The 23,244-nt window shown below is 60.0% G+C and carries 24 protein-coding genes; 5 read left to right on the forward strand and 19 right to left on the reverse strand.

Going from position 1 to position 23,244, the window contains the following annotated elements:
• The first annotated feature begins 215 nt into the window (after nt 1–215).
• Entirely contained in the window at nt 216–1,880 is a 1,665-nt protein-coding gene (locus BXA01_RS07930) for an electron transfer flavoprotein-ubiquinone oxidoreductase (RefSeq protein ID WP_016770955.1), read from the forward strand.
• A gap of 183 nt (nt 1,881–2,063) precedes the next feature.
• Here BXA01_RS07930 and BXA01_RS07935 read toward each other — a convergent pair whose 3' ends face one another.
• Entirely contained in the window at nt 2,064–2,954 is an 891-nt protein-coding gene (locus BXA01_RS07935) for an AraC family transcriptional regulator (RefSeq protein ID WP_016770956.1), read from the reverse strand.
• 190 nt (nt 2,955–3,144) lie between these two features.
• Here BXA01_RS07935 and BXA01_RS07940 point away from each other — a divergent pair, with 190 nt between their 5' ends.
• The gene (locus BXA01_RS07940) at nt 3,145–4,197 is read left to right on the forward strand and encodes an NAD(P)-dependent alcohol dehydrogenase (protein ID WP_041479403.1); all 1,053 of its coding nucleotides are present in this window, start codon (nt 3,145–3,147) and stop codon (nt 4,195–4,197) included.
• Between the two features lie 9 nt (nt 4,198–4,206).
• Here BXA01_RS07940 and BXA01_RS07945 read toward each other — a convergent pair whose 3' ends face one another.
• The 10 genes from BXA01_RS07945 to BXA01_RS07995 all read right to left on the reverse strand — a co-directional run bounded on the left by BXA01_RS07945 (nt 4,207) and on the right by BXA01_RS07995 (nt 12,649).
• The gene (locus tag BXA01_RS07945; RefSeq protein ID WP_016770958.1) at nt 4,207–5,010 is read right to left on the reverse strand and encodes an IclR family transcriptional regulator; all 804 of its coding nucleotides are present in this window, start codon (nt 5,008–5,010) and stop codon (nt 4,207–4,209) included.
• A 61-nt stretch (nt 5,011–5,071) separates the two neighbouring features.
• Nucleotides 5,072–6,382 (reverse strand): MFS transporter, encoded by a 1,311-nt coding sequence (locus tag BXA01_RS07950; RefSeq protein ID WP_076563785.1) that lies wholly within the window; start codon nt 6,380–6,382, stop codon nt 5,072–5,074.
• A 191-nt stretch (nt 6,383–6,573) separates the two neighbouring features.
• Nucleotides 6,574–7,722, reverse strand: coding sequence for a galactonate dehydratase (dgoD, locus tag BXA01_RS07960; RefSeq protein ID WP_016770960.1), 1,149 nt, complete (start codon nt 7,720–7,722; stop codon nt 6,574–6,576).
• A gap of 61 nt (nt 7,723–7,783) precedes the next feature.
• A complete protein-coding gene (locus BXA01_RS07965; protein WP_076563787.1) occupies nt 7,784–8,404 on the reverse strand; it encodes a 2-dehydro-3-deoxy-6-phosphogalactonate aldolase in 621 nt (206 codons plus the stop codon).
• Nucleotides 8,405–8,423: 19 nt separating this feature from the next.
• The gene (locus BXA01_RS07970) at nt 8,424–9,413 is read right to left on the reverse strand and encodes a 2-dehydro-3-deoxygalactonokinase (protein WP_076563788.1); all 990 of its coding nucleotides are present in this window, start codon (nt 9,411–9,413) and stop codon (nt 8,424–8,426) included.
• Between the two features lie 209 nt (nt 9,414–9,622).
• Nucleotides 9,623–10,117, reverse strand: a complete 495-nt coding sequence (locus BXA01_RS07975; protein WP_157115958.1) for a hypothetical protein — start codon at nt 10,115–10,117, stop codon at nt 9,623–9,625.
• Nucleotides 10,110–10,850, reverse strand: a complete 741-nt coding sequence (locus tag BXA01_RS07980) for an alpha/beta hydrolase (RefSeq protein WP_076563790.1) — start codon at nt 10,848–10,850, stop codon at nt 10,110–10,112. Before BXA01_RS07980 ends, BXA01_RS07975 begins: the two co-directional genes overlap by 8 nt.
• A 6-nt stretch (nt 10,851–10,856) precedes the next feature.
• Entirely contained in the window at nt 10,857–11,351 is a 495-nt protein-coding gene (locus BXA01_RS07985) for a PAAR domain-containing protein (RefSeq protein ID WP_076563791.1), read from the reverse strand.
• A complete protein-coding gene (locus tag BXA01_RS07990; RefSeq protein WP_076563792.1) occupies nt 11,348–12,010 on the reverse strand; it encodes a hypothetical protein in 663 nt (220 codons plus the stop codon). The genes BXA01_RS07985 and BXA01_RS07990 overlap by 4 nt, the downstream gene beginning before the upstream one ends.
• Before the next feature lie 159 nt (nt 12,011–12,169).
• Nucleotides 12,170–12,649, reverse strand: coding sequence for a GNAT family N-acetyltransferase (locus tag BXA01_RS07995; RefSeq protein WP_071173199.1), 480 nt, complete (start codon nt 12,647–12,649; stop codon nt 12,170–12,172).
• A gap of 387 nt (nt 12,650–13,036) precedes the next feature.
• Here BXA01_RS07995 and BXA01_RS08000 point away from each other — a divergent pair, with 387 nt between their 5' ends.
• From BXA01_RS08000 to BXA01_RS08010, 3 genes are all read left to right on the forward strand, one after another.
• Nucleotides 13,037–13,381, forward strand: a complete 345-nt coding sequence (locus tag BXA01_RS08000; RefSeq protein ID WP_076563793.1) for a hypothetical protein — start codon at nt 13,037–13,039, stop codon at nt 13,379–13,381.
• 44 nt (nt 13,382–13,425) lie between these two features.
• The gene (locus BXA01_RS08005; RefSeq protein WP_076563794.1) at nt 13,426–13,683 is read left to right on the forward strand and encodes a hypothetical protein; all 258 of its coding nucleotides are present in this window, start codon (nt 13,426–13,428) and stop codon (nt 13,681–13,683) included.
• 61 nt (nt 13,684–13,744) lie between these two features.
• A complete protein-coding gene (locus BXA01_RS08010; RefSeq protein WP_076563795.1) occupies nt 13,745–14,125 on the forward strand; it encodes a Rho termination factor N-terminal domain-containing protein in 381 nt (126 codons plus the stop codon).
• 114 nt (nt 14,126–14,239) lie between these two features.
• Here the strand turns inward: BXA01_RS08010 and BXA01_RS08015 are convergent, their stop codons facing one another.
• From BXA01_RS08015 to BXA01_RS08050, 8 genes are all read right to left on the reverse strand, one after another.
• Complete coding sequence (locus BXA01_RS08015; protein WP_076567688.1) at nt 14,240–15,169, reverse strand: PfkB family carbohydrate kinase; 930 nt, start codon at nt 15,167–15,169, stop codon at nt 14,240–14,242.
• A complete protein-coding gene (locus BXA01_RS08020; protein ID WP_076563796.1) occupies nt 15,162–16,628 on the reverse strand; it encodes a purine-cytosine permease family protein in 1,467 nt (488 codons plus the stop codon). Before BXA01_RS08020 ends, BXA01_RS08015 begins: the two co-directional genes overlap by 8 nt.
• A 202-nt stretch (nt 16,629–16,830) precedes the next feature.
• Nucleotides 16,831–17,829: an ADP-ribosylglycohydrolase family protein gene (locus BXA01_RS08025; protein WP_076563797.1), complete on the reverse strand. Its 999-nt coding sequence runs from the start codon at nt 17,827–17,829 to the stop codon at nt 16,831–16,833.
• Nucleotides 17,826–18,539: a GntR family transcriptional regulator gene (locus BXA01_RS08030; protein WP_076563798.1), complete on the reverse strand. Its 714-nt coding sequence runs from the start codon at nt 18,537–18,539 to the stop codon at nt 17,826–17,828. Before BXA01_RS08030 ends, BXA01_RS08025 begins: the two co-directional genes overlap by 4 nt.
• 125 nt (nt 18,540–18,664) lie before the next feature.
• Nucleotides 18,665–19,633, reverse strand: coding sequence for an L-arabinose ABC transporter permease AraH (araH, locus tag BXA01_RS08035; protein ID WP_038861078.1), 969 nt, complete (start codon nt 19,631–19,633; stop codon nt 18,665–18,667).
• 12 nt (nt 19,634–19,645) lie between these two features.
• Complete coding sequence (gene araG, locus BXA01_RS08040) at nt 19,646–21,193, reverse strand: L-arabinose ABC transporter ATP-binding protein AraG (RefSeq protein WP_076563799.1); 1,548 nt, start codon at nt 21,191–21,193, stop codon at nt 19,646–19,648.
• Between the two features lie 53 nt (nt 21,194–21,246).
• Nucleotides 21,247–22,251, reverse strand: a complete 1,005-nt coding sequence (locus BXA01_RS08045) for a substrate-binding domain-containing protein (RefSeq protein WP_016770973.1) — start codon at nt 22,249–22,251, stop codon at nt 21,247–21,249.
• 138 nt (nt 22,252–22,389) lie between these two features.
• Nucleotides 22,390–23,208: an SDR family oxidoreductase gene (locus BXA01_RS08050; RefSeq protein ID WP_076563800.1), complete on the reverse strand. Its 819-nt coding sequence runs from the start codon at nt 23,206–23,208 to the stop codon at nt 22,390–22,392.
• Nucleotides 23,209–23,244 lie beyond the last annotated feature (36 nt).

Raw genomic sequence — 23,244 nt, forward strand, 5'->3', positions numbered from 1 at the left:
CATAAGCCGCGCTTCTTTGATTTATCAGGGCTGGAGGCGATTCAAACAAACGTTTGTATTGGACGCTAGGAGTGGTGTAGATATAATGCGCCGCCTAGAGAGAAAGGTGGATTCGCCAATATTCCCTTTGACGTTAACGTAAAGGCAATACGGATGCGAGATCAAACCTCCATATTAGAAAAAAAAACTGTTGAGCCTTGAGTAGGAGATAGCCTGTGGAACGCGAATACATGGAATTCGACGTCGTCATCGTCGGTGCCGGCCCCGCTGGTCTGTCCGCCGCCTGCCGCTTGAAGCAGAAGGCCGCTGACGCCGGTAAGGAAATCAGCGTCTGCGTGGTCGAAAAAGGCTCCGAAGTCGGCGCACACATCCTCTCCGGTGCGGTGTTCGAACCCCGCGCCCTGAACGAACTGTTCCCGGACTGGAAAGAACTCGGCGCGCCGCTGAACACGCCCGTCACGCGCGATGACATTTTCGTGCTGAAAAACGCCGACAGTGCGCAGAAGATTCCTGACTTCTTTGTGCCCAAGACCATGCACAACGAAGGCAACTACATCATTTCCCTGGGCAATCTGTGCCGCTGGCTGGCTCAGCAGGCCGAGAACCTGGGTGTGGAAATCTATCCGGGCTTCGCCGCTCAGGAAGCGCTGATCGATGAAAACGGCGTAGTGCGCGGGATCATCACCGGTGATCTGGGCGTCGACCGTGAAGGCAACCCGAAAGAAGGCCTGTACACCCCAGGCATGGAACTGCGTGGCAAATACACGCTGTTCGCTGAAGGCTGCCGTGGCCACATCGGCAAGCAACTGATCAAGCGCTACAACCTCGACAGCGATGCCGACGTTCAGCATTACGGCATCGGCCTGAAAGAAATCTGGGAAATCGACCCGGCCAAGCATCAGCCAGGCCTGGTGGTGCACACCGCCGGCTGGCCGCTGGACATCATGGGCACCGAGAACACCGGCGGCTCGTTCCTCTATCACCTGGAAAACAATCAGGTGGTGGTCGGTCTGATCGTCGACCTGTCCTACAGCAACACTTACCTGTCGCCGTTTGACGAATTCCAGCGCCTCAAGCATCACCCGGTGCTCAAGCAATATCTGGAAGGCGGCAAGCGCGTCAGCTACGGCGCCCGCGCCATCGCCAAGGGCGGCCTGAACTCGCTGCCGAAAATGGTCTTCAAGGGCGGCGCGCTGATCGGTTGCGACCTCGGCACCCTGAACTTCGCCAAGATCAAAGGCAGCCACACCGCGATGAAGTCCGGCATGCTTGCGGCGGAATCGGTAGCCGATGCGCTGTTCGCCGAGCAGGATTGCACCGTCGAACTGACTACTTACGTCGACGCATTCAAGAACAGCTGGCTGCATGAAGAACTCTTCGCCAGCCGTAACTTCGGCCCGGCGATCCACAAGTACGGCGCGATCATCGGCGGTGGTTTCAACTGGCTGGACCAGAACATCTTCGGCGGCAAACTGCCGTTCACCCTGCGCGACACCAAGCCGGATTACGCCTGCCTCAAGCTCGCGGCCGACTGCAAGAAGATCGATTACCCGAAACCTGACGGCAAACTGAGTTTCGACAAACTCAGCTCGGTGTTCATCTCCGGTACCAACCACGAAGAAGAGCAGCCGTGCCACTTGAAGCTGACCGATCCGAGCATCCCGATCAGCAAAAACCTGCCGTTGTACGACGAACCGGCGCAGCGCTACTGCCCGGCCGGCGTATACGAAGTGATCACCAAGGAAGATGGCGAGAAGCGCTTCCAGATCAACGCCCAGAACTGCGTGCACTGCAAGACCTGTGACATCAAGGACCCTGCGCAGAACATCACTTGGGTCGCGCCGGAAGGCGCCGGCGGCCCGACTTACCCGAACATGTAAGTCGAAACGCTGAACAACAAGGCTCCCGAAATGGGGGCCTTTTTGTTGCCCAAAATTCCCCTGACACCACAAAACAACTGTGGGAGCGAGCCTGCTCGCGAAAGCGGTGTGTCATATAAAGATGATGTCGACTGATACACCGCCTTCGCGAGCAGGCTCGCTCCCACTGGGGATATCGGCGGATCAGGCAGCGCGCTCATCCCCCGGGCTGCGTTCGAAGTAACGCTTGTACTCGCGACTGAACTGCGACGTACTTTGATACCCCACCCGATGCGCCACCTGCGCGACACCCAGCCCCTCCGCCACCAGCAGCGTCTGCGCCTTCAACAAACGTAAACGCTTCAGATACTGGACCGGCGACAACAGTGTGCTGCGTTTGAAATGCTCATGAAACGTCGACACGCTCATGTTCGCGCAACCGGCCAACGTCTCGACATTCAGCGGCTCGGTGTAATGCGCATGCAGATGGCTGATCGACGCCGCCACCCGGGCGAATTGCCCTTGTTGCTCGACCAACGCCCGCAACACATCCGCTTGCGGCCCGCGCAGCGCGACGAACAATAACTCGCGAACCCGTGCCGGGCCGAGAATCTGGCATTCCAGCGGATCGTGCAGACAACTGAGCAGCCGCTCGACACAACCGCGCATGCCATCGTCGAGCACCACCGAGGTCATCGACTCCGGCGTCTGCGCCGGAATATGCCGACCCGGGGCCAGCCCCATGGCCAGCACCAGTTCGCCGAGCAGGACACGATCGATCGCCACCGACACACCGAGCAATGGCGCATCGGGCAAGGCAAAGGTTTCACATTCGAACGGCACCGGCAGCGCCTGGATCAGGTAATGCCCGGCGCCGTATTCCATGGTTCGTGGGCCGAGGAACGCCAGTTTGCTGCCCTGCGCGATGATCATCAGGCTCGGCTCGTAAATGTGCGGGCCACGGGCGACGTCGCAACTGGCGCGCAGGATCTGCACACCGGGCAGGCCGGTCTGGCTGTAGCCATCGCGCAGCGCCAGCGGTTCGATCAACGAAACCAGCCGGGCATTGGCATCAAGATGACGGGTCAACTGCATCGAATAGGTCTTCGTAAAATTCACGGAAAAAGGGATGAAAACATCATCGCAGATCCGCTGACCAATGCGATCGCCGAAACCCGCATGCCGGAGGATTAGGCATGAGACCCGGAGAAATCGTCATGGCCGCACCCGCGTCTGACGGCCAGAATTCACCGCCTCACTTGTCACTGTTTTTGCGAGGTCCTTCATGTACACCGCCATCGGCTATGCCGCCCAATCGGCCACCACTCCCCTCGCCCCGATGAAATTCGAACGCCGCAGCCCGCGCGCCGACGACGTGGCGATCGAAATTCTCTACTGCGGCGTCTGCCATTCCGACATCCATCAGGCACGCAACGAATGGGGCATCGCCGTTTATCCGCTGATGCCTGGCCATGAGATCGTCGGAAAAGTCACCGCAGTCGGTGCGAATGTCACCCGTCACAAGATAGGCGATCTGGTTGGCGTAGGCTGCATGGTCGATTCCTGCCGCAGCTGCGAAGCGTGCCAGGCGAACCTCGAGCAATATTGCCTCGAAGGCCCGACCATGACCTACGCCACCCCGGACCGGGTCGATGGCAGCAACACCATGGGCGGTTACTCCGACAGCATCGTGGTCAGCGAACACTTCGTTGTGCGCATCCCCGAAAAACTCGCACTGGCCAGCGCCGCACCGATTCTCTGCGCCGGCATCACCACTTACTCGCCGCTCAAGCACTACGGCGTCAAGGCCGGTGACAAGGTCGGGATTCTCGGCATGGGCGGCCTCGGCCACATGGGCATCAAGTTCGCCAAGGCCATGGGCGCGGAAGTCACGCTGTTCACCCGCTCGGCGAGCAAGGCTGAAGAAGGTCGCCGTCAGGGCGCCGATCACGTCATCGTCTCCACCGATGCCGAGCAGATGAAGGCCGCGGCCGGCTACTTCGACTTCCTGCTCGATACCATTCCGGTGCAACACGACTTGAACCCGTATCTCGACACCCTGCGTTTCGACGGCGTGCACATTCTGGTCGGCCTGATCGAGCCGGTGAACCCGCCCGTGCACGCCGGCAAACTGGTGATGAGCCGCCGCGTTCTGGCCGGCTCCCTGATCGGCGGTATCGCCGAGACCCAGGAAGTGCTGGATTTCTGCGCCGAACACAACATCACCTGCGACATCGAAATGCTCGACATCCGCAATATCAATGAAGCCTATGCGCGGATGATTGCCGGTGATGTGAAGTACCGCTTCGTCATCGACATGGCGACGCTGAAGGCCTAAACCTTAGGGCTATACCTTCAAACCAAGCTCCGCCGACAGCCGGGTTGTGACCCCTTTGAGCAGGGGGATCAACTCGGCCATTTTTTCCAGCGGCATGTACGGCACAGTGCTGGCGATACTGATCGCCGCGACTATGCCCTTGCTCGCATCACGAATCGGCGCCGCCACACAGCGGATCGACGGTTCGTTGTCTTCCAGATCGAACGCGTAGCCACCGGCAACGTATTCGCCCATGCGCTGCTCAAGCTGTTCCCAAGACTGCTGGGGATGCTGCGGCCAGAACTGACTTTTCCCACCCGCCGGCAGGCTGATGTCGTACAGCCGCCGCCAGTCCTGCGGCGAATCATCGAGCATCAAGGCCTTGCCGATCCCGGTGCGTACCAGCGGCATGCGATGGCCAACCCGCGAGCGCATTTCCGGCCCGTTGCGCCCTGGATTCTTCAGCAGGTACAGCACTTCGTCGCCTTCCCTGATCCCCAAATGCACCGTGTCGCCGGTCAGCGCCGAGAGCTCGTCCAGATACGGCCCGGCCAACGTCACCAGCGGCAACTCTTCGCGGGCCTGAAAGCCCAGTTCGATCAGTTTCGGCCCGAGCAGATAACCGATTTGCGGCACCACGCGCAGATAACGCTCGTCGACCAGACAGCTGGCCAGACGATGGGTAGTGCTGCGCGTGGTGCCGATCAGCCGGGCGATCTCCTTGAGATCGCGCGCGCCACTGGCCACTGCCTGCACCACACCGAGGCCGCGCAGCAGCGTCTGGGTGCCGGTGGGCGCGGCGTCCTTGGTTTTTTCCGGGGCGTCTTCCTGCATATCCAGCCTTTTACCGTTGAGCGAAGGAACGGGCGGCATTATGGTCGCCCGAGACTGAGCACTACAACTCGATACGCTCGACCTTGCCCACCAGCAGCACGTAGGACAAGGCACCGACCAGTGCGAGCACGGCGATGTAGGTGATCGCCGGAGCGAACGAATCGCCGCTGGCGAGGAAGCCGATCACGATCGGCGTAGCGATCGCCGACAGGTTGCCGATGAAGTTGAACACGCCACCGGTCAGGCCGAGCAACCGCGCCGGTGCCAGCGTCGACACCAGTGACCAGGTGATCGACGCCAGACCGTTGCCGAAAAATGCTAGGGCGAGGAAGGCAATCACCAGCGGCGTCGACTCGACAAAGTTGGCGCCGATGATCGAGGTCGAAATCAGCAGCCCGCCAATGATCGGCAATTTGCGCGCGAAGCCCACGCTGTAGCCGCGCCGGATCAGGAAATCGGAAAAGAATCCCGAGCACAACACACCGACGAACGCGGCAAGAAATGGCAGCGATGCGAGCAGGCCGGACTTGATGAAGTCCATGCCGCGATATTTCACCAGATAGGTCGGAAACCAGGTGAGGAAAAACCACAGCGTCGAGTTCAGGCAGAACTGGCCGAGGTAGATGCCCCACAACTTGCGTTTGCTGAGGACGATGCCCAGATCGGTCCAGCTGAATCTGGCCTTGACCTTGGCCGTCTCGGCCTGGATATCCACCAGCCCGCCGCCTTCGCGGATCAGGTCGATTTCCGCCTGGTTGGTGCCTTTGAAATCGCGCGGCTCGCGATACACCGCGTACCAGATCAGCGCCCACAGAATGCCCACCGCGCCGGTGGCGACGAACACCATGTGCCAGCCGAATGCATGTTGCAGCCACGCCAGCACCGGGGTCAGGAAGGCCAGACCGACAAACTGCCCGGAGGTGTAGAACCCGATCGCCGTGGCGCGTTCGCGCTCGGGAAACCAGGTCGTAACCACGCGACTGTTGATCGGATAGGCCGGCGCTTCCAGCGCACCGACGGCCATGCGCAGCACGAACAGGGCGATGAAGCTGCTGACGAAACCGAGCATCACTGTGGCCACCGACCACAGCAGCAGCGCGACGCTGTAAAGGATGCGCGGCGGCACGCGATCGACCAGCCAGCCGCCGGGAATCTGCATCGCGGCGTAAGTCCAGCCGAACGCGGAGAAGATCAGACCGACGTGAACCGGATCGATGCCCAGCTCACTGGTCAGTGCCGGCGCGGCAATCGACAGGTTGCTGCGGTCGAGGTAGTTGATGACCACAGTGATGAACAGCAACACCATGATGAAAAATCGCTTGCGGCTAGGCGTGACTAAAGACGCCTGCCCGGAGAGGGTGTGCGTTTGCATGAGAGATGCCTCTTTTTATGTTTGTTGAGGTCATGACGCAGATCTCCTCTCCCTCGGAGAACTGATCGTTCCCACGCTCGGCGTGGGAATGCAGCCCGGGACGCTCCGCGTCCCAGCAGCGGACGCAGAGCGTCCATTGAGGCATTCCCACGCAGAGCGTGGGAACGATCTGATGCTAGCGAGTCAGAGACTCACCACTCGGCAAAGCTGCCATCGGCATGACGCCAGATCGGGTTGCGCCAGCGATGGCCGACGGCGGCACGCTCGATCACGTACTCCTCGTTGATCTCGATGCCCAGCCCCGGGCCGTTCGGAATCTTCACGAAGCCTTGGTCGTAGTCGAACACGCGCGGATCCTTCACATAGTCGAGCAAGTCGTTGCTCTCGTTGTAATGGATGCCCAGGCTCTGCTCCTGGATAAACGCGTTGTAACAAGCCGCGTCGAGTTGCAAACAGGCAGCCAGGGCGATCGGTCCCAGCGGGCAATGCAGCGCCAACGCGACGTCGTAGGCTTCGGCCATGTTGGCGATCTTGCGGGTTTCGGTGATGCCGCCAGCGTGAGAGGCATCCGGCTGGATAATGTCGACGTAGCCTTCGCTCAACACCCGTTTAAAGTCCCAGCGCGAGAACAGCCGCTCGCCGAGGGCAATCGGCGTACTGGTCAGCGGCGCCAGTTCTTTCAGCGCTTCGTAGTTTTCGCTGAGCACCGGTTCTTCGATGAACATCAGTTTGTACGGGTCGAGCTCCTTCATCAGTACCTTGGCCATCGGCTTGTGCACGCGGCCGTGGAAGTCGACGCCGATACCGACGTTCGGCCCGACCGCATCACGCACGGCGGCAACGTTGGCCAAGGCGAGGTCGACTTTCTCGAAGGTGTCGAGGAACTGCAGTTCTTCAGTGCCGTTCATTTTCACCGCCGTGAAACCACGGCTCACTGCTTCTTTCGCTGCACGCGCGGTGTCGGCCGGACGGTCGCCGCCGATCCACGAATAGACACGAATCTTGTCGCGCACCTGGCCACCGAGCAGATCGCTGACCGACACGCCGAGGGCCTTGCCCTTGATGTCCCACAACGCCTGATCGATACCGGCCAGCGCGCTCATGTGAATCGCGCCGCCACGGTAGAAGCCACCGCGATAGAGCACGGTCCAGATGTCTTCGATATTGCGTGGGTCTTTGCCGATCAGGTAGTCGGACAATTCTTCCACCGCAGCAGCTACGGTATGCGCGCGCCCTTCGACCACAGGCTCGCCCCAACCGGTCACGCCCTCGTCGGTTTCGACCTTGAGGAAGCACCAGCGCGGCGGAACGATGAAGGTCGTGAGTTTGGTGATTTTCATCTCTGCTCTCTTTGGTAAATGCAGCTTTTATTAGATGCAGCGCACACAGCGCCAAAAAATCTCAACGCAGGGCTTTCCAGGCAGCCACGTAGGCCTTGGCATTGACCGCCACCTGATCGGGCGTCATGCCCGGTTTGAACAGGCCGGAACCGAGACCGAAACCTTTCACACCGGCGTCGATAAAGGCCTGCATGTTGTCCGGCGTAATGCCGCCGACCGGCGCCAGCACCGTGCCGGCTGGCAACACCGCGAGCCAGGCCTTGACGACCGCCGGGTTCATTTGCTCGGCCGGAAACAGCTTGAGAATGTCCGCACCCTCAGCCAGTGCGGCGAAGGCTTCGGTCGGCGTGGCCACACCCGGCGACAGGAACAGCCCCGCCGCTTTCGCCGCGCGCAACACCTTGGCATCGCTGTGCGGCATGACGATAACTTGTCCGCCAGCAGCTTTGACCTGCTCGACCTGCTCGGGGCTGAGCACCGTGCCAGCACCGATCAGGCAATCGTCGGGCAGCGCACCACGCAGGATGCGGATACTTTCGTATGGCGATGGGGAATTGAGCGGTACTTCGATGACGCGAAATCCGGCGGAATAAAGGACTTCTCCGACAGCCGCCGCTTCCTGCGGTTGCAGGCCACGCAGAATCGCGATCAGACCGTTTTGTGCCAGTGCTTGCTTGAGCATGTCAGGCCTCCAGTCAGGGTTAACGGGATGAGGAATCGATCAGTCCGGCGGCGCGCGCCAGTTGCCACAGGCCACGTTCGGTCGCCTGCTCGGCCAGCGTCACCCGAGCAAAGCCGCAGGCGTCGAGCGCGCGTTGATAGCGCGTGCACAATTGCGCATTGCCGATGAGCACAATCGATGGAAGATTCGCTTGATTGCGCCGGCGCCGCTGCACATTGGCGAGCGCGGCCAGCTCATGGCCGATCATCAGGCCGGAGAGATAATCCGCCTGGGCAGTCGGGCTCAGCTCACCGGTCAGGCCGAGGGTGCGGGCGCTGAACAAGGTCGACAGCAAACCGAGCTCGGCATCTGTCGACAGCGCGATTTGCACGCCGCGATCGAACGCCTGCGCATCGAAGGTCGCGCTCGGTTGCTGGGTACGGCCAAGGATGCTGTGCTCGCTGAGCACGGCGAACACTTCGCCGGTCATGAACGTGTCGAAATGGGTGATGCGGCCGTCGACCACTTCCACCCACTTCGAGTGGCTGCCGGGCAGGCCGATCAACAGATCGTTACCCGCCTCGGCCGGCAGACTTTGCAGCACGCCGAGGACTTGGGTTTCTTCGCCGCGCATCACGTTGGGCAGACGCGAACGCTGGATCACGCCCGGGACGATATGCACCGGCGTACCGCGAAGACTGACAACGGTTTGTAGGGAATTTCCGAGATGGGCGACGTCGGCCGGCGTCTCGCAGTAAGCCGCTTCGCGCCAGCCCTGTGCACTGCCGACCATGCCGCAAGCGATCACCGGCAGATCCGGCTGCGCATCGAGCCAGTCACCGCAGGCCTCGTCAAAGGCCAGTTCAAAACCATCAGCGCATTCGCGACCGTGGATGATTCGCGGGGTCTTGGGCAACTGCATGATCCCGGACGACAGCGCACGCTGCTCCAGCACCACACCGTCCGCCGCGAGTTTGTAAGCACGTAATGAGGTCGTCCCCCAATCGAGCGCGATCAATTGCGCCTGCATCGCTTCACCTGTTTTGTTTTTGGCAGTGAGTGCGACGGACTATAAACCCGAGGGACGGGAAATCTCAATATATAAATATCGATCCCATATTTTGGGACGAGAAATCGCCCCGCTTTGGACTTGATGGGTGGATGGCTCAGTTGCGTTAGAGCATCGGTCGATGACCTAGGGAACCGAAACTCTCACGTGACTCATCGAGCGCCCCCGACTCAGTATTTATTGACTTCTCTCATGAGATCTTTAACTGGAATCTTCATGACCTCCGATAAATAGACCTTGTAGGAGTAAGAGTTGATTCGGACTTTACAAGCTAGCGACTGTTGCCGAGCCAGCAAGGCCTTTAATTCATTGCTGCTCATTAGCGTATAACTTGTCGAATCCTTAACCTTGTAAAACATCAGATCCGCTTTGAATACCAGTCCGTCCCCTGACTTAACCGGCTCAACCCAGCCCTCGCCATATTCCTTCAGATCTTGCGGCATTGAGAAATCTGTTTTCTGGTCGAAGGAACAGAGCAGAGATTGGCTTATTTTCGATTTGAATAATTGCTCCACGTCGACATCAGAAGAGAACGTGACTGGGTAAACATTTCGATTGAGATAGCGCTCCACATTCATATATTCAATATGTGCAATCGGCCGCCCATGACTGACGGCGCATGACGCACATACCAAAAACATTGAAATCAGTAAAGATTTACGCACATTTCCTCCCTTTGAAGTGCTGTATCACTGACTGCATCAGAATATCCCTCGCTGACACTCCGCCACCTAATACGGCAATGTAGATAGCCCAGGCATCGGCATGGTTCACATCTACCCGGCCGTTCATATTCGGGCCGCTTGTCATGTCCCACTGCTCTCCAAAATCCGCCACGAGATCAGAAAAATTCCAGTCTTTGGCATCCGCTCTTACATTCACCCAATATTCAGCCTTGGGAGTAGGCTCTTTTTGATAAATATTTGATATGCCCCATACGATCTGACCCTCTCCGACGGGGTCCAGCGTAACCAATACCGGGATTCGATAGTCTCTGTCTGCCAGCACTTTAGACAAGTGAGCTCCATTCCAGCCTCCCAGGCTATGCCCGATAATGTAGACCGGAGTGGTCAGATCGGGAATTTTCGCCAACACATTTGCATTAAGTCCCTCATCACTGGTGAAGGCGTTATAACCGATGTGGTGTGCGTCGTAGGTATCAGGGCAAAGGCCTTCAGCGTCCATATTCTTGATGAATATTTTCAGTGCCTCAGCCACATTATTGTTCGGTCCCGTTCCGTAATAACTCTCCTTGTCTCCCGCCCCTCCGACGAAAAATAAAACAATTTTTTTCGGGCTAACCGTAGCCTGCTTTACGGTCCCGTCGGTTTTACATGTTAATTCGTGTGTCACGACCAGTCTTTGACAGCCTTTCAATTGCGAATTTTCAGCGGCCATAGCTTCTTACTCTACGAACAATTTGATGGATTCAGGCAGGTGCGAGCTCACCGTGTGAGTGAAACCCTTGCCATCGGTAACGCCGTGTTCGACGCGTCCATCACCGCGTTGAATCGCGTAGGGATGATTCGGCATGGGCTCTCCTGTGATCTCATTGATTACTTGCATCCGGTCGTTGAAATGCACCGGCATCGGCAACAGCCCACTAAATGCTGCCCCTCCCCCACTTTGGCCGATGATCACCGTGCCCGAGCCACCGATCACGACATTGCCATGCCCACCAGTGCTATCGAGCATCGCGGCATTCAGGCCGTTGATGAAAACAGTGCCGGAGACCGCTCCGGTGATAGGGCTGCCACACGCTGATTTATCGGTCATGCGTGCAGCAGCGAGGCCGTCGAAGAATACGTCCGGCGAGCCGGAGACAATCGGGTTGGTGCCGTGACCTGGCAGTGGGCAGGCGGTTGGGTCGGTGACGCGTGCTGCGGGTTTACCACTCAATTCAAAGCTCCTTGCTTAAGGGGTGCCGGGGATGGCTGATAGATGTCGATGTCGGTCGCGGCAAAGCGCCAGCGATTGTCGACCGGGTCGAACAGAGCATGACAATGCTCACGGCTTTCAGGTGCTGTCGCGGTTTGTATGGCACGCCAGGCTTCGTTGGCTTGCCAACTCAACTCGGCAGGCGTTGCATCATCAAGTTCGTTGAGCCAGGCGTTGTAGTTGCGCAGGTGATTGCGCTCGAAAGTCGGTTGCAGCAAGTCGCCCATTTCCACGCCAAGGTCCAGATGATGCCTGGAGGTCCAGCGCCCCACTTCGGAGTAGACGTGCCAGCCCATCGGGATCAACGCACCGTTTTTCAACAGAGAATGACCGGCGAGAGCGACGAAGCCGCAACAGATGTGCAGCATCAGCCAGCCTTGATGAGCGTCGATAATCGCAGTTGGATCAAAGGTTCTCAGCGCTACCACACGGTATTCGCCGAGGCCGGCGCTGCGCGACATCAACTCGGCGTCGAGCCGCGACACGAAAGCCCGTATAGCCAGGCCGCCAGTGCGCTGGGCCATGCAGAGAATTTCCACAGCCTGTCGATTCGGGTCGTCAGAAGAGCCGGTGGTTTTCACCAGACCATACAGACGCATGGACGCCTGCAGTCCGCTCATAGCTGGTCACTCATTGACGCAGCGAGGGCTCCACAGGCGCGGAGAAATTTTGCCAGATGCATTGCAGGTGTCGTCCGTGAGCGCGCAAAAATGGCGCACAGAATGCCGGACTAGAGCGGTGGCGACAACTGAATCAGTAGTAGATTGCCATCATTGTGCTCAGCCCTCGGCAAATTCGCGCAACACCTTGCCATCCATGCGATACCGCACCCATTCCTCCTGCGGTTGTGCGCCGAGGGATTTGTAGAATTCGATGGCCGGGGTGTTCCATTCCAGCACGCTCCATTCGAAGCGGCCGCAGTCGTTGGCGCAGGCGATTTTTGCCAGGTGGCGCAGCAGGGTTTTGCCGGCGCCGCCGCCTCGTTGTTCGGGAGTGATGTAGAGGTCTTCGAGGTACAGGCAATTGCTGCCCAGCCACGTTGAATAACTGAAGAAGAACACCGCGAAGCCGATCGGCGAGCCGTCGCGCAGGCAGATCAGGCCGTGGGCGGTGGCGCCTTCGCCGAACAGGCTGCGTTCGATGTCAGCGACGCTGGCGATGACTTCGTGACGGGCCTTCTCGAAATCTGCCAGTTCGGTGATGAAGGCGAGGATTTGCGGCGCATCGCTGGGGGTCGCCGGGCGGATTTCGATCGTCATGGACGGGCCTTGTCTGCAAATTAAAGCGCCATACTAAGGCGCGCAGCGGCGCTCGTCACATGGCAAACATACTGACCTGCCCAATTTGCTGAACACCGTTGCCCTTGTGGGAGCGAGCCTGCTCGCGAAAGCATTCTGTCAGTTGAATCAACTTCTGACTGAAATGACGCTTTCGCGAGCAGGCTCGCTCCCACAGTTGATAGCGCACATTCTGAAAGGATGCTTATGACCGTTAACTGTTTTGCACCGATGGAAACACTAAAGATTGGCATCGTCTGAACAGCAGCCACGTGACCCCGGAGAAGACCGTTCGTCGATCATCAGGCACCAATCCGTCATCAGGGCTGACCAACCCAGTGTAAGGATTCCAATCACTGGAGAAGCCCTATGATCCCGTCAAGGTTGACCGCTTTAGTCTTCAGCGCCCTGCTCTGCCCTGCGGTGTTCGCCGCCTCGTCCACGGCAGCGGGCACTGGCCCTACCGATCCGACCCCGCCACGCGCGCCCGCCATTAACAGTGCCCCCGGTATGAATACCGATGGCTCCGGCGTGCCGTTGATCAATCAGCCACCCGCCACCGGCACCGATCCGCGCACACAAGGCAGCGATCCGGGCCGTCAGGGTGGCATGAACACACCTGATTCTCCTGCCACTCCCCCTGACAACGCCGGCCCGGGTGTCGGTTCGAAAACCACCACCGGTGGCTCCGGTTCCGAAGGTGCCGGTCAGTAGTTCGCCGACGCGAGCGCCCTATTCACTCCCATGAAGAGGTAACCATGAACGTCGACAAAGACCTGGAAAAAGAAGTTCTCACCCGCCTGCTGCACGCGCATCCCAACGGCTTGGGCAAGGAGGTGCTGGACAATTACCGGGGCGAGAAAGTCGTGGCCAGCGCCCTCGCCGCCCTGCAGGATCGCGGGCTGATTCACCATGGTCATGTGACCTGCAGCGAAGCGGGCGAACACTCGCTGAACCTGCCGATCAAGCTCAGTTCTGCCGGCGTCGAAGCGGCGCGCAAACTGGATATGCAGTAGTGCCAAGCCGCTCGCCGTCGAAGCGGCGAGCGGCCGGATCCGCAACTTGAGGAGAAATCCCATGCCTCGTGGAAGCAAAGACAAATACACCAGCGAACAGAAGCGCAAAGCCGAGCACATCGAAGACAGCTACGAGAAAAAGGGCGTGTCGAAAGATGAGGCTGAGGCGCGTGCCTGGGCGACGGTGAACAAACAATCCGGCGGTGGCGAGAAGTCCGGTGGCTCGGGGCGCAAGAAGCCTGCAAGTGCCAAGTCGGAAGATCGCAAAGAGTCATCGCGCCGTGCGGTGGCCAGTCGCAAGGGTCATTCGCGTAACAGCGAAACTTCGAAGGACACGCATACTGTCGATAGCCTGATGAAGGAAGCCCGGGCGAAGAATATTCCGGGGCGGTCTTCAATGCGCAAGCAGGAGTTGATTGAGGCGTTGCGCAAGGCTGGCTAAGCCTGATGGCCTCATCGCTGGCAAGCCAGCTCCCACAGATTTTTCGGGTGGTTGCACTATTGCACTTACACACGAAGACCCTGTGGGAGCTGGCTTGCCAGCGATTGCGGTGCATCAGTCGCCGCAGGATTCGCGGATAAACGCATCCACCTCACTCGCCCCCGGCGATGTCGCCGGCCCCCAGCGAGTCACCGCCAGCGCCGCCGCAGCATTCGCCCGCTGCGCCGCTTCCAGTGCATCGAGCCCCTGCGCCAATCCAGCAACAAACACCCCGGCATGCGCATCACCGGCGCCATTGCTGTCCACTGCTTTGACAGCGAACCCCGGCACTTGTCGACGCTCGCCACGCAGCTGAATCCAGCAACCCTGCGGCCCGTCGCGCACCACCATCAGCACACTTTCCGGCAGCAGTTCCGCGAGGCGATCCATCGCGACACCAATCTCATCGGCTCCGGTAAATCGCAGCGCCTCGACACTGTTGCTGGTCCACACATCGATGCGCGGCAGCAACGTCTGCATCATCGGCGCGTCAGGTGACTCCACCAACGGCCCCGGATCGAACACCACATTGACCGACGCCGGCAGCGCCAGCGTCCAGTCGAGCAACACCTGCGCCTTGCCCTCGTGCAGCAGACTGTAACCGCTGAGATAAACGTAATCGCCGGGCTCGGCAGCCACGCTGTTCAGATTGCCCTCGGTCACCTCGCCTTCGGCGCCGATGTAGGAAATGAAACTGCGTTCAGCCGAGGCATCGGTCAGCGCCACGCACAGACCGGTATCGCGCTCGGCCGGTTCGCGGATGCCGATGCAGATACCTTCCGCCTGCATCGCTTGGCGCGCCAGGTCACCGAAACGCCCCGTGCCATGGCGACCGAGGTAAACCACCGGCAGACCGTTACGCACCGCAGCGGCCATCACGTTGAAGCCGCCGCCAGCTTCGAACCCCGCCGACTGCGCCAGCACGTCGCCGCCAATCTGCGGCAGTTTTTCCACGGCCATGACCAGGTCGATGATGACCTGGCCGGTGTGCAACATCTTAGGCATGAGCATTCTCGGATTGCGCGGCGCGGCGATCTTTCGCACCGCCAAGTATCAGGTAAATGCCACCGGCGACGACAAAGGTCACGATCCAGCCGAGGCCGTTGTGGCCCAGCCAGGAGTCGGACAGAAAGCCCTTGAACCAGATGTTCTCCGCCGTGGTGCCGATGGTGGTGAAGCTGAAACCGAGGACGATGGCGATCGCCCAGGCGCCAAATGCGCGCCACTCGATGCCGCCGCGATACCAGTAGGCGCTGCTCGGGCTGACGTCGAGCAGGTCTTTGGGGCTGTAGTAGTGACGGTGAATCAGGTCGACCACGAAGATCCCGACCCAGGCAGTGATCGGCACTGCCAACAGGGAAATGAAGGTGATGAACGGGCCGTAGAAACTGTCGGCGATCAGCATGAAGTAGATCGAGCCGGCGAAGATCGCGACGATGTCGACCACCACCGCGTAGACGCGTTTGACCTTCAGGCCCAGGGTCAGCGTGGTCAGGCCGGCGGAGTACACCGACAGGTTGTTCGACAGCAGCAGACCGCCGAACGCGGTGATCAGGTACGGCACGGCCATCCACGTCGGCAGCATGTCGCGGATCGCCACGATCGGGTCAGTCGCCGACGCCAGGTCATTGTTGCCCACCGACAACAAGCCGCCGAGGGTGATCAGCAGCACCAGCGGAATCCCTGCGCCGAACGCCGCCGACGCCACCAGGCGCACAGCCTTGACGCTGCGGTGCTGATAGCGCGACATGTCCGCACCGGCGTTGGCCCAACCGATACCAGTGCCGGCGGCCATGGTGCCGATGCCGATGATCATTGCGCTCAGCGGTGCTGGCGTGGCGTTGAACACCGCACTCCAGTCGATGGTCGCGCAGAGGAAACCACCGACGAGAATGTTCAGCGCACCGAACACGTACGTTGCCCACTTCTGGATCACCAGCAAGGTCGCGTGGCCGAGGCCGGACACTGACAAGGTCAGCAGGACGAAGATGGCGATAAAGATCAGCGTCAGTATCGGCGCACTTTTCGCCTCGACCGGCGAGCCGAACAGGATCGAACACAGCGACAGCAGCACGAAGGCAGCGGTGGTGGTATTGACGGTTTCCCAACCCAGACGCGACATCAGCGAAACCAGCGTCGGGCCAATGTTGCCGCGTACGCCGAAGATTGCCCGGGACAGCGTCAGGCTCGGCGCGCGGCCACGCCGCCCGGCAATCGAGATGATCCCGACCACGGCAAATGAGCCGGCGGCACCGAGGATGGCGACGATGATCGCTTGCCAGATCGCCAGCCCGCGAAACGCCACCAGCGTGGCGCCCAGCGGCAGGCCGAGGATGGAAATATTGGCCGCGAACCAGACCCAGAAAAGTTGCAGCGGATGACCGTTGCACTCGGCTTCCGGCACCGGCTCGATGCCCCGGGTTTCCAATTGCCCGACGCTTTGCCCGGCGGTTGATGAACTCATGAAGATGCTCCTGTTTGCCTTTTTTGTGGTTGTGGCAATGATGCAAAACGACAAGACAACCGGCCTTCCGAGGCCTGTCTGTGCGATCCATTGCTGTGTGAATTCTTTAAAAATGCGCCGCCCCTTTCGCGAGCAGGCTCGCTCCCACAAGGAAATGCATTCCAATTGTGGGAGCGAGCCTGCTCGCGAAGAGGCCAGCCAGTCAACGCAAGGCCAACAGCCCCTGCACCAACGGCTCAAGCTCGAGATGATTAACAGCTTTCACCGTCTCGATCATCGGCTGCGGCCAGCACTCAAGCCCCAGGCAAGCCCCGAGCATGGCGCCGAGAATCGCCGCGATGGTATCCGTGTCGCCGCCCAGGCTGGCGGCCATGCACAGCGCTTCGAATGCCGTCATTTCACCGATGGCCACTTGCTGGGCCAGGGCGAATGAAACCACCACCGACTCCTGCGACGCCACCGATGTGCCGATTACGTCGTAGAGCAGATCGGCGAGCAGTGCTTTGTCACTGTCGACGCTGATACTGCGTGCCCAACTGATGCGCGAGGCGATGCGCCCGCCAGCGACCCAATGCCCGTGGGCTTCGGCCTGCTGGGCGATCTGCTGGCCGAGGTTCAGCGCCTCGCCGAGATCGACGTCATTGATGCCAGCGGAGACCACCGCCGCCACCGCCGCCGCACTGGAAATCCCCAGCGTGGTGTTATGCGTCACTTGGCAAGCCTGCACTACCGCCGCGATGAAGCGCTGCGGGTCGGCCACATTCGCGGCGATCCCCACTGGGGTAATGCGCATCGCTGCGCCATTGGTGGTGCCGTAGCGCCCGGCTTCTTCCGGGGAATGCCCGGCGAGGATCATTTCAATGGCGCGTTTGGTCGAGGGGCCGAGCAAGTCCTGCGAGCCTTTGGCCTGCATCTCGGTTTCCCATTCGATCAAGCGTTGGGCGAGGACCGCCGGCTCGATGCGGCCGTGACCTTCGACCAATAACTCGCCGACCAGAATCGCCTGCTCGGTGTCATCGGTGATCGAGCCTTTGGGCATGTTCGCGGCGATCGGTTGCAAGGGACCAGCGTCCTGCAAATCAGTGATCTGGCCGAAGCGCGCCTTGATCGTTTCACGATCGAGCGACTGCGTCGGCATGCCCAGCGCGTCACCCAGGGCCAGACCATAGAAAGCGCCAAGCGCACGGTTGAGCGCGGTCATTTCGATTCTCCGAATTGCAGGTGCAGACGAAAATGCACCGGGTCGAGCAGGCTTTCGACCTGTTCCATGAAACGGTTCTGCCGGTCGTAGGTGGTGCGCAGGGCTTTGAGAAACACCGTGCCGACCGGGCGACCGAGCAGCTTTGCGTCTTCGGCATTCAGCGGCTCGGCGCCGATCCACTGATCGCCGCGCTCGCCGATATAGCCGTAGGCGGCCAGGGTGATGGTCAGGGAATTGTCGATCAAACCGACGCGAGGCAGGCTTTCCAGGCCGCCGTTGGCCGGCATCAAGGATCGTTCCAGAGACACCAGCGTACCGTCGGTGGCGCGCCGGCGACGGTCGAGAGTGATGAATTGATCGGTGCCGAAACGCACCAGCAGATCCGGGCGAGTCACGGCTTCGAGGCGCAACACTTCGGTATTGATCAGCGCCCCGCTGTCGGCCAATGCCTGCGCCCAGCCGCTGCGCTGATCCAGCGCGACACCGTCGAAAGTGACGATGGAGCCGACACCGCTCTGCGTGGCGATGTAATTACGCCGCTTCAATTCGGCCAGCGCCTCACGCAAGGTGCCACGGCTGACCTGGAATTCTTGAGCCAACTGATGTTCGCCGGGCAACAGAAAACCGTCCTCCATGAGGCCGCTTTCGATGCGTCGGACGAGCTCGTCGACCACCCTTTGCTTCTTGTCGAATCGTACCTGTCTAATCATGTACAAATTGATAACCGAAACGATCGCTGACGAGCAAGAATTATTTAAGGGAGATGACAGAAGGCAGGAATGGCGCGATCAACTGTGGGAGCGAGCCTGCTCGCTCCCACAGGGAAGTGCTTGTGTCAGCGCTGTTTCAAGCGGTCAATGACCACAGCCAGAAGCAGAATCGAACCCCGAATCACATACTGATAAAACGTATCGATGTTCTTCAGGTTCATCGCGTTCTCGATGATCGCCAGAATCAACACCCCGGCAATCACATGGCGGATCATGCCAATCCCGCCACTCAGCGAAACCCCGCCCAGCACGCAAGCCGAGATCACCGTCAGTTCAAAACCCTGACCAATCATCGGCTGCCCGGAAGTCATCCGCGAGGCCAGAATCACACCCGCCAGCGCACCGATCAAACCATGTACGGCGAAAATGATGATCTTGGTCCGGTCGACGTTGACGCCCGCCAGCAACGCCGCTTCCTGGTTGCCACCGATGGCCATGGTGTTGCGCCCGTAGGTGGTGTAGTTCAGCAGCCAGCCGAAGAACAGGAAGCAGACAATAGTGATCAGGATCGGCACCGGCACACCGAACAGCTGGCCGTTGCCGAAGACGAAGAACGATTCCTGCGAAACACCGACCGCTTTGCCGTTGGCAAAAATATAGGCCAGGCCGCGCACGATCTGCATGGTCGCCAGCGTCGTGATCAGGGCATTGACGCGCAACTTGGCAATCACGATGCCGTTGATCAGCCCGACGATCAGGCCCATCACCAGTGCTGCGCTGACGCCGAGAAACACGCTGTTGGTGTCACGCATCACCACCGCCGCGACCACGCCGGCACAGGCGATCACTGAGCCAACCGAGAGGTCGAAGTGCCCGGATGCCAGGCAATAAAGCATGGTGCACGCGGCGATACCGGTGGTGGAAATCGCCAGGCCAAGGCCACGCATGTTCAGCGGCGAGAGGAAGTTGTCGATCAGCAAGGTGCAGGCGACGAAGATGCCGATCGCCGCCAGCAGCATGACCCAGTCATCGAGGAAGCGCCGCAGGTCCAGCGGTTTGCGCTCGGTCGGCAGGGTTTCGTTTTGCGTAGTCATCATAGTCACCTCTCAGTTCGCCACGCCGTCAGCGCGGTGGCGTGGCAAAGCCAGTTGCAGCAGGTTGGATTCATTGGCCTGGTCGCGGCTGACTTCGCCGCGCAGGGCCCCTTCGCACAGCACCAGGATGCGGTCGGAAATGCCCATCACTTCCATCAGATCGCTGGACACCACGATCACCGAAATACCGTCGGCGGCGAGGTTATGAATGATCTGGTAGATCTCGGCCTTGGCGCCGATGTCGATGCCACGGGTCGGTTCGTCGAGCAGCAGGACTTTCATCGGCATCGACAGCCAGCGGCCGAGAATGGCCTTCTGCTGATTGCCGCCAGAAAGGAACTTGATTTGCTGGCCGGCGTGCGGGGTTTTTACTTTCAGGGCCTTGATCTGCTTGTCGGCGTTGCCCTTTTCCCACAAGCCGCGAATCAGGCAGCCGAGCCCGGAATGCGCACCCCGGGCACTGATATTGATGTTCTCGGCGACGCTGGCCAGCGGGATGATGCCTTCTTTCTTGCGATCTTCCGGGCAGAGCAGAATGCCGGCGGCAATCGCATCACGGGGCGAGCGCAGTTTCAGCTCATGGCCGCGCAATTCGAGACGGCCAGCGGTGTTGCGCTCCAGGCCGCTGAGCAGGCGAAACAGCTCGGTGCGCCCTGCCCCGACCAGCCCGAACAGGCCAAGGATTTCGCCCTTGTGCGCTTCGAAACTGATCGGCTCGCGCAGGCCCGGGCCGAGCAGGCCGTCGACTTTCAACGCCACGGCGCCACGCGGGCGATGGCGGTAATCGTAGATGTCCTGAATGTCGCGGCCGACCATGCAGGTCACCAGTTGATCGTGGGTCAACTGGCTCATGTCGTCGAAGGTACGCACGTAGCGGCCGTCCTTGAACACGGTGACGGCGTCGCAGATACGGAAGACTTCTTCCATGCGATGGGACACGTAGAGCACCACTTTGCCTTCGTCGCGCAGACGACCGATGATCGCCATCAAGCGGTCGATCTCGCGTGCCGAGAGACTACTGGTCGGTTCGTCGAAAGCGATAACGTGGGCGCCGCGCGACAGCGCTTTGGCGATTTCCACCAACTGCCGCTGACCCAGCGACAAGCGTCCGACCTTGGTTTGCGGATCGATTTCGTCGGCCAGGCCTTTCAGGCAATTCAAGGCTTTCTGACGCAGCTCACTGCGATTGATCAGGCCGAAACTGGCCGGCAGATGACCGAGAAACAGGTTTTCGGCCACGGTCATTTCCGGGACCAGATGCAGTTCCTGGTGAATCACCGCGACGCCACTGCCGATGCTGTCAGCGGTGGACTTGAACGCCATCGCCTGCTCGCCGATCTGCAGCTCGCCGCTGCTCGGAATGTAAGCACCACCGAGAATCTTCAGCAGGGTCGATTTGCCCGCGCCGTTCTCGCCCATCAAGGCATGAACCTGACCGGGGTGGGCGACGAAGCTGATGCCGTCGAGCGCTTTCACGCCGGGAAAGGTCTTGCCGATCCCGTTGAAGCGCAGGCTGCCGCTGGCGCCGTGTTGTTCTCGTGTCTGTACTTGCGCGTGCATAAAGCCACCTCTTCACACCGAAAAACGGCCCGGCTGCCCGGGCCGTCGCTGCCTCAGTTCCACAAGCCGATTTTTTCCAGCTCTTGCTTGAAGTTTTCGCGGGTGATCAGGGTGACGTCATCCATGGCGGTGTACTTCGGCGGCTCTTTGCCGGCGGTGATCCACTCGTACATCATCTCGGCGGTCTTGTAGCCTTCGATGTGCGGGCTTGGCAGCATCGAACCGAAGAAGCCGCTGTTAGGCTTTTTCAATTCGCCGATGGCGTCGGTGCCGTTGATGCCGATGCCGATCACGTTGCTCGCGGCAAAACCGGCCGCTTCGGTGGCGCGCACGCCGCCGAGCACGGTGTTGTCGTTCATGCCGCCGATGATCAGGTTTTTCGCCGCGCTCGGCAGTTTCACCAGCGCCGAGTTGGTGGCGTCCATGCTGCCCGGTACGTCGAGGGTTTTCAGTGCGGCGAAGAGGATGTGATCCTCCGGCATGCCGGCCTTCTTCAGGGCATCGACCGAACCGTCGGTGCGCTTCTTGCCGGTGTCGAGTTCGTTGTAGGTGTTGACCACCGCGTAGGTGTCTTTCCAGTCCCAGTTACGCTTCTTCGCTTCGGCAGCCATGGCGGCGCCCTGCTTCTGGCCGACTTCGAACGCGGCCATACCCAGGTACGGCACGTCTTCCATGAACTTGCCGTTGGCATCGACAAAACGGTCGTCGACGGCAATCACTTTCAAGTCGTTGATCTTGGCTTTGGCCATGATGGCCGGGCCGAGAGACACGTCCGGCGGGCAGATCACGAAGCCCTTGGCGCCGTTGGCGGCCAGGCTGTCGATCGCCGAAAGGGTCTTTTCGCCATCCGGCACGGCGATCTTGATCAGTTCAAAGCCTTTGTCCTTGGCGGCTTTTTCGGCAAAAGCCCATTCGGTCTGGAACCACGGTTCTTCGGCCTGCTTGACCAGAAAACCGATCTTCACCGCGTCGGCGGCGAGCAGCGCACTGCTCAGGCTGAACGCAGTGACCGCCAGGGCAGTGCTGCACAGGGTACGAATCCCGAAACGACGTTTCATCAGATGACTCCTTGTTATTTTTTTTGAGCAAGGTTTGAAAAGCGTTGAAGCCGTGTTCTCAGTGAAGCTGGTTGAAAATAGTCATATCGTATGATGATTGGATTTCAAGCGTAGTTCAGCGCTGGAGATCCGTTTTATTCAGTCGTGGTACATCACCGAGCGGCCACCATCGATAGTGATGCACGAAGCGTTGATAAACGGTGCCTCATCGCTGGCCAGAAACACCGCGGTCATGGCCACTTCGATCGGCTGGCCGATGCGCTTGGGCGGGTGCAGGTCAAAGGCGCGCTGCCGTTCGGCATGCGGATCGGCAAAGCCATTCCAGTAATCGACGTTTAGTTGCGTTTCGATGTAGCCCGGCGCGATGGCGTTGACGCGAATGCCTTTGGCCGCGTATTCGATGCCGAGCGCGCGGGTCAGGCCGAGCAAGCCGTGTTTGGCTACCGGGTACGGAAAGCAGCCGGGAATGATGTGGCTGGAATGGGTCGAGGCGATATTGATGATGCTGCCAACGCCCTGTTCGATCATCTGCGGCAGCACCGCTTTGCAGCCATACCAGGCGCCGTCCAGATCGATGGCGAAGCAGCGGCGCCAGTCTTCTTCCGTCATCTGCAAAGGATCGCGGAACACATTGACCCCGGCACAGTTGACCAACACATCGATGCGGCCATGCAATTCCACCGCGCGTCGGGCCAGGGCGTGCAGATCCTGCTGATTCGATACGTCGACCTTGAGCGCCTGCACGTCATGGCCCTGATCGCGCCAGTGAGCGGCGACCTGCTCGACCTTGTCGGCCTGGATGTCGCTGATGAGTAATCTGGCTTGCTGCGAGGCGAAGGCGGCGACGATGGCTTCGCCGATGCCCTGAGCGGCCCCGGTCAGCAGCACGACCTTATTTTTCAGGCGCTCGCCTTTCGGCGGGGCCGGCACTGCCGGCAATGTCAGCGCTTCAGCCATGGCTCAGGCCTCCTGCACGCAGGCGCAAAAAAACCG

Source organism: Pseudomonas sp. B10 (genome assembly GCF_900156235.1).
GTDB lineage: Bacteria > Pseudomonadota > Gammaproteobacteria > Pseudomonadales > Pseudomonadaceae > Aquipseudomonas > Aquipseudomonas siliginis.

Excerpts from the sequence above, each read along its gene's own strand:
- araH (WP_038861078.1), bottom strand. The coding sequence starts at position 19,633 with ATGACTACGCAAAACGAAACCCTGCCGACCGAGCGCAAACCGCTGGAC.
- BXA01_RS08010 (WP_076563795.1), top strand. The coding sequence starts at position 13,745 with ATGCCTCGTGGAAGCAAAGACAAATACACCAGCGAACAGAAGCGCAAA.
- BXA01_RS07970 (WP_076563788.1), bottom strand. The coding sequence starts at position 9,413 with ATGCAGGCGCAATTGATCGCGCTCGATTGGGGGACGACCTCATTACGT.
- BXA01_RS08020 (WP_076563796.1), bottom strand. The coding sequence starts at position 16,628 with ATGAGTTCATCAACCGCCGGGCAAAGCGTCGGGCAATTGGAAACCCGG.
- BXA01_RS08000 (WP_076563793.1), top strand. The coding sequence starts at position 13,037 with ATGATCCCGTCAAGGTTGACCGCTTTAGTCTTCAGCGCCCTGCTCTGC.
- BXA01_RS07940 (WP_041479403.1), top strand. The coding sequence starts at position 3,145 with ATGTACACCGCCATCGGCTATGCCGCCCAATCGGCCACCACTCCCCTC.
- BXA01_RS07945 (WP_016770958.1), bottom strand. The coding sequence starts at position 5,010 with ATGCAGGAAGACGCCCCGGAAAAAACCAAGGACGCCGCGCCCACCGGC.
- BXA01_RS07965 (WP_076563787.1), bottom strand. The coding sequence starts at position 8,404 with ATGCTCAAGCAAGCACTGGCACAAAACGGTCTGATCGCGATTCTGCGT.
- BXA01_RS08025 (WP_076563797.1), bottom strand. The coding sequence starts at position 17,829 with ATGACCGCGCTCAACCGTGCGCTTGGCGCTTTCTATGGTCTGGCCCTG.
- araG (WP_076563799.1), bottom strand. The coding sequence starts at position 21,193 with ATGCACGCGCAAGTACAGACACGAGAACAACACGGCGCCAGCGGCAGC.
- BXA01_RS08005 (WP_076563794.1), top strand. The coding sequence starts at position 13,426 with ATGAACGTCGACAAAGACCTGGAAAAAGAAGTTCTCACCCGCCTGCTG.
- BXA01_RS08045 (WP_016770973.1), bottom strand. The coding sequence starts at position 22,251 with ATGAAACGTCGTTTCGGGATTCGTACCCTGTGCAGCACTGCCCTGGCG.
- BXA01_RS07935 (WP_016770956.1), bottom strand. The coding sequence starts at position 2,954 with ATGCAGTTGACCCGTCATCTTGATGCCAATGCCCGGCTGGTTTCGTTG.
- dgoD (WP_016770960.1), bottom strand. The coding sequence starts at position 7,722 with ATGAAAATCACCAAACTCACGACCTTCATCGTTCCGCCGCGCTGGTGC.
- BXA01_RS07950 (WP_076563785.1), bottom strand. The coding sequence starts at position 6,382 with ATGCAAACGCACACCCTCTCCGGGCAGGCGTCTTTAGTCACGCCTAGC.
- BXA01_RS08015 (WP_076567688.1), bottom strand. The coding sequence starts at position 15,169 with ATGCCTAAGATGTTGCACACCGGCCAGGTCATCATCGACCTGGTCATG.
- BXA01_RS08030 (WP_076563798.1), bottom strand. The coding sequence starts at position 18,539 with ATGATTAGACAGGTACGATTCGACAAGAAGCAAAGGGTGGTCGACGAG.
- BXA01_RS07990 (WP_076563792.1), bottom strand. The coding sequence starts at position 12,010 with ATGAGCGGACTGCAGGCGTCCATGCGTCTGTATGGTCTGGTGAAAACC.
- BXA01_RS08050 (WP_076563800.1), bottom strand. The coding sequence starts at position 23,208 with ATGGCTGAAGCGCTGACATTGCCGGCAGTGCCGGCCCCGCCGAAAGGC.
- BXA01_RS07995 (WP_071173199.1), bottom strand. The coding sequence starts at position 12,649 with ATGACGATCGAAATCCGCCCGGCGACCCCCAGCGATGCGCCGCAAATC.
- BXA01_RS07980 (WP_076563790.1), bottom strand. The coding sequence starts at position 10,850 with ATGGCCGCTGAAAATTCGCAATTGAAAGGCTGTCAAAGACTGGTCGTG.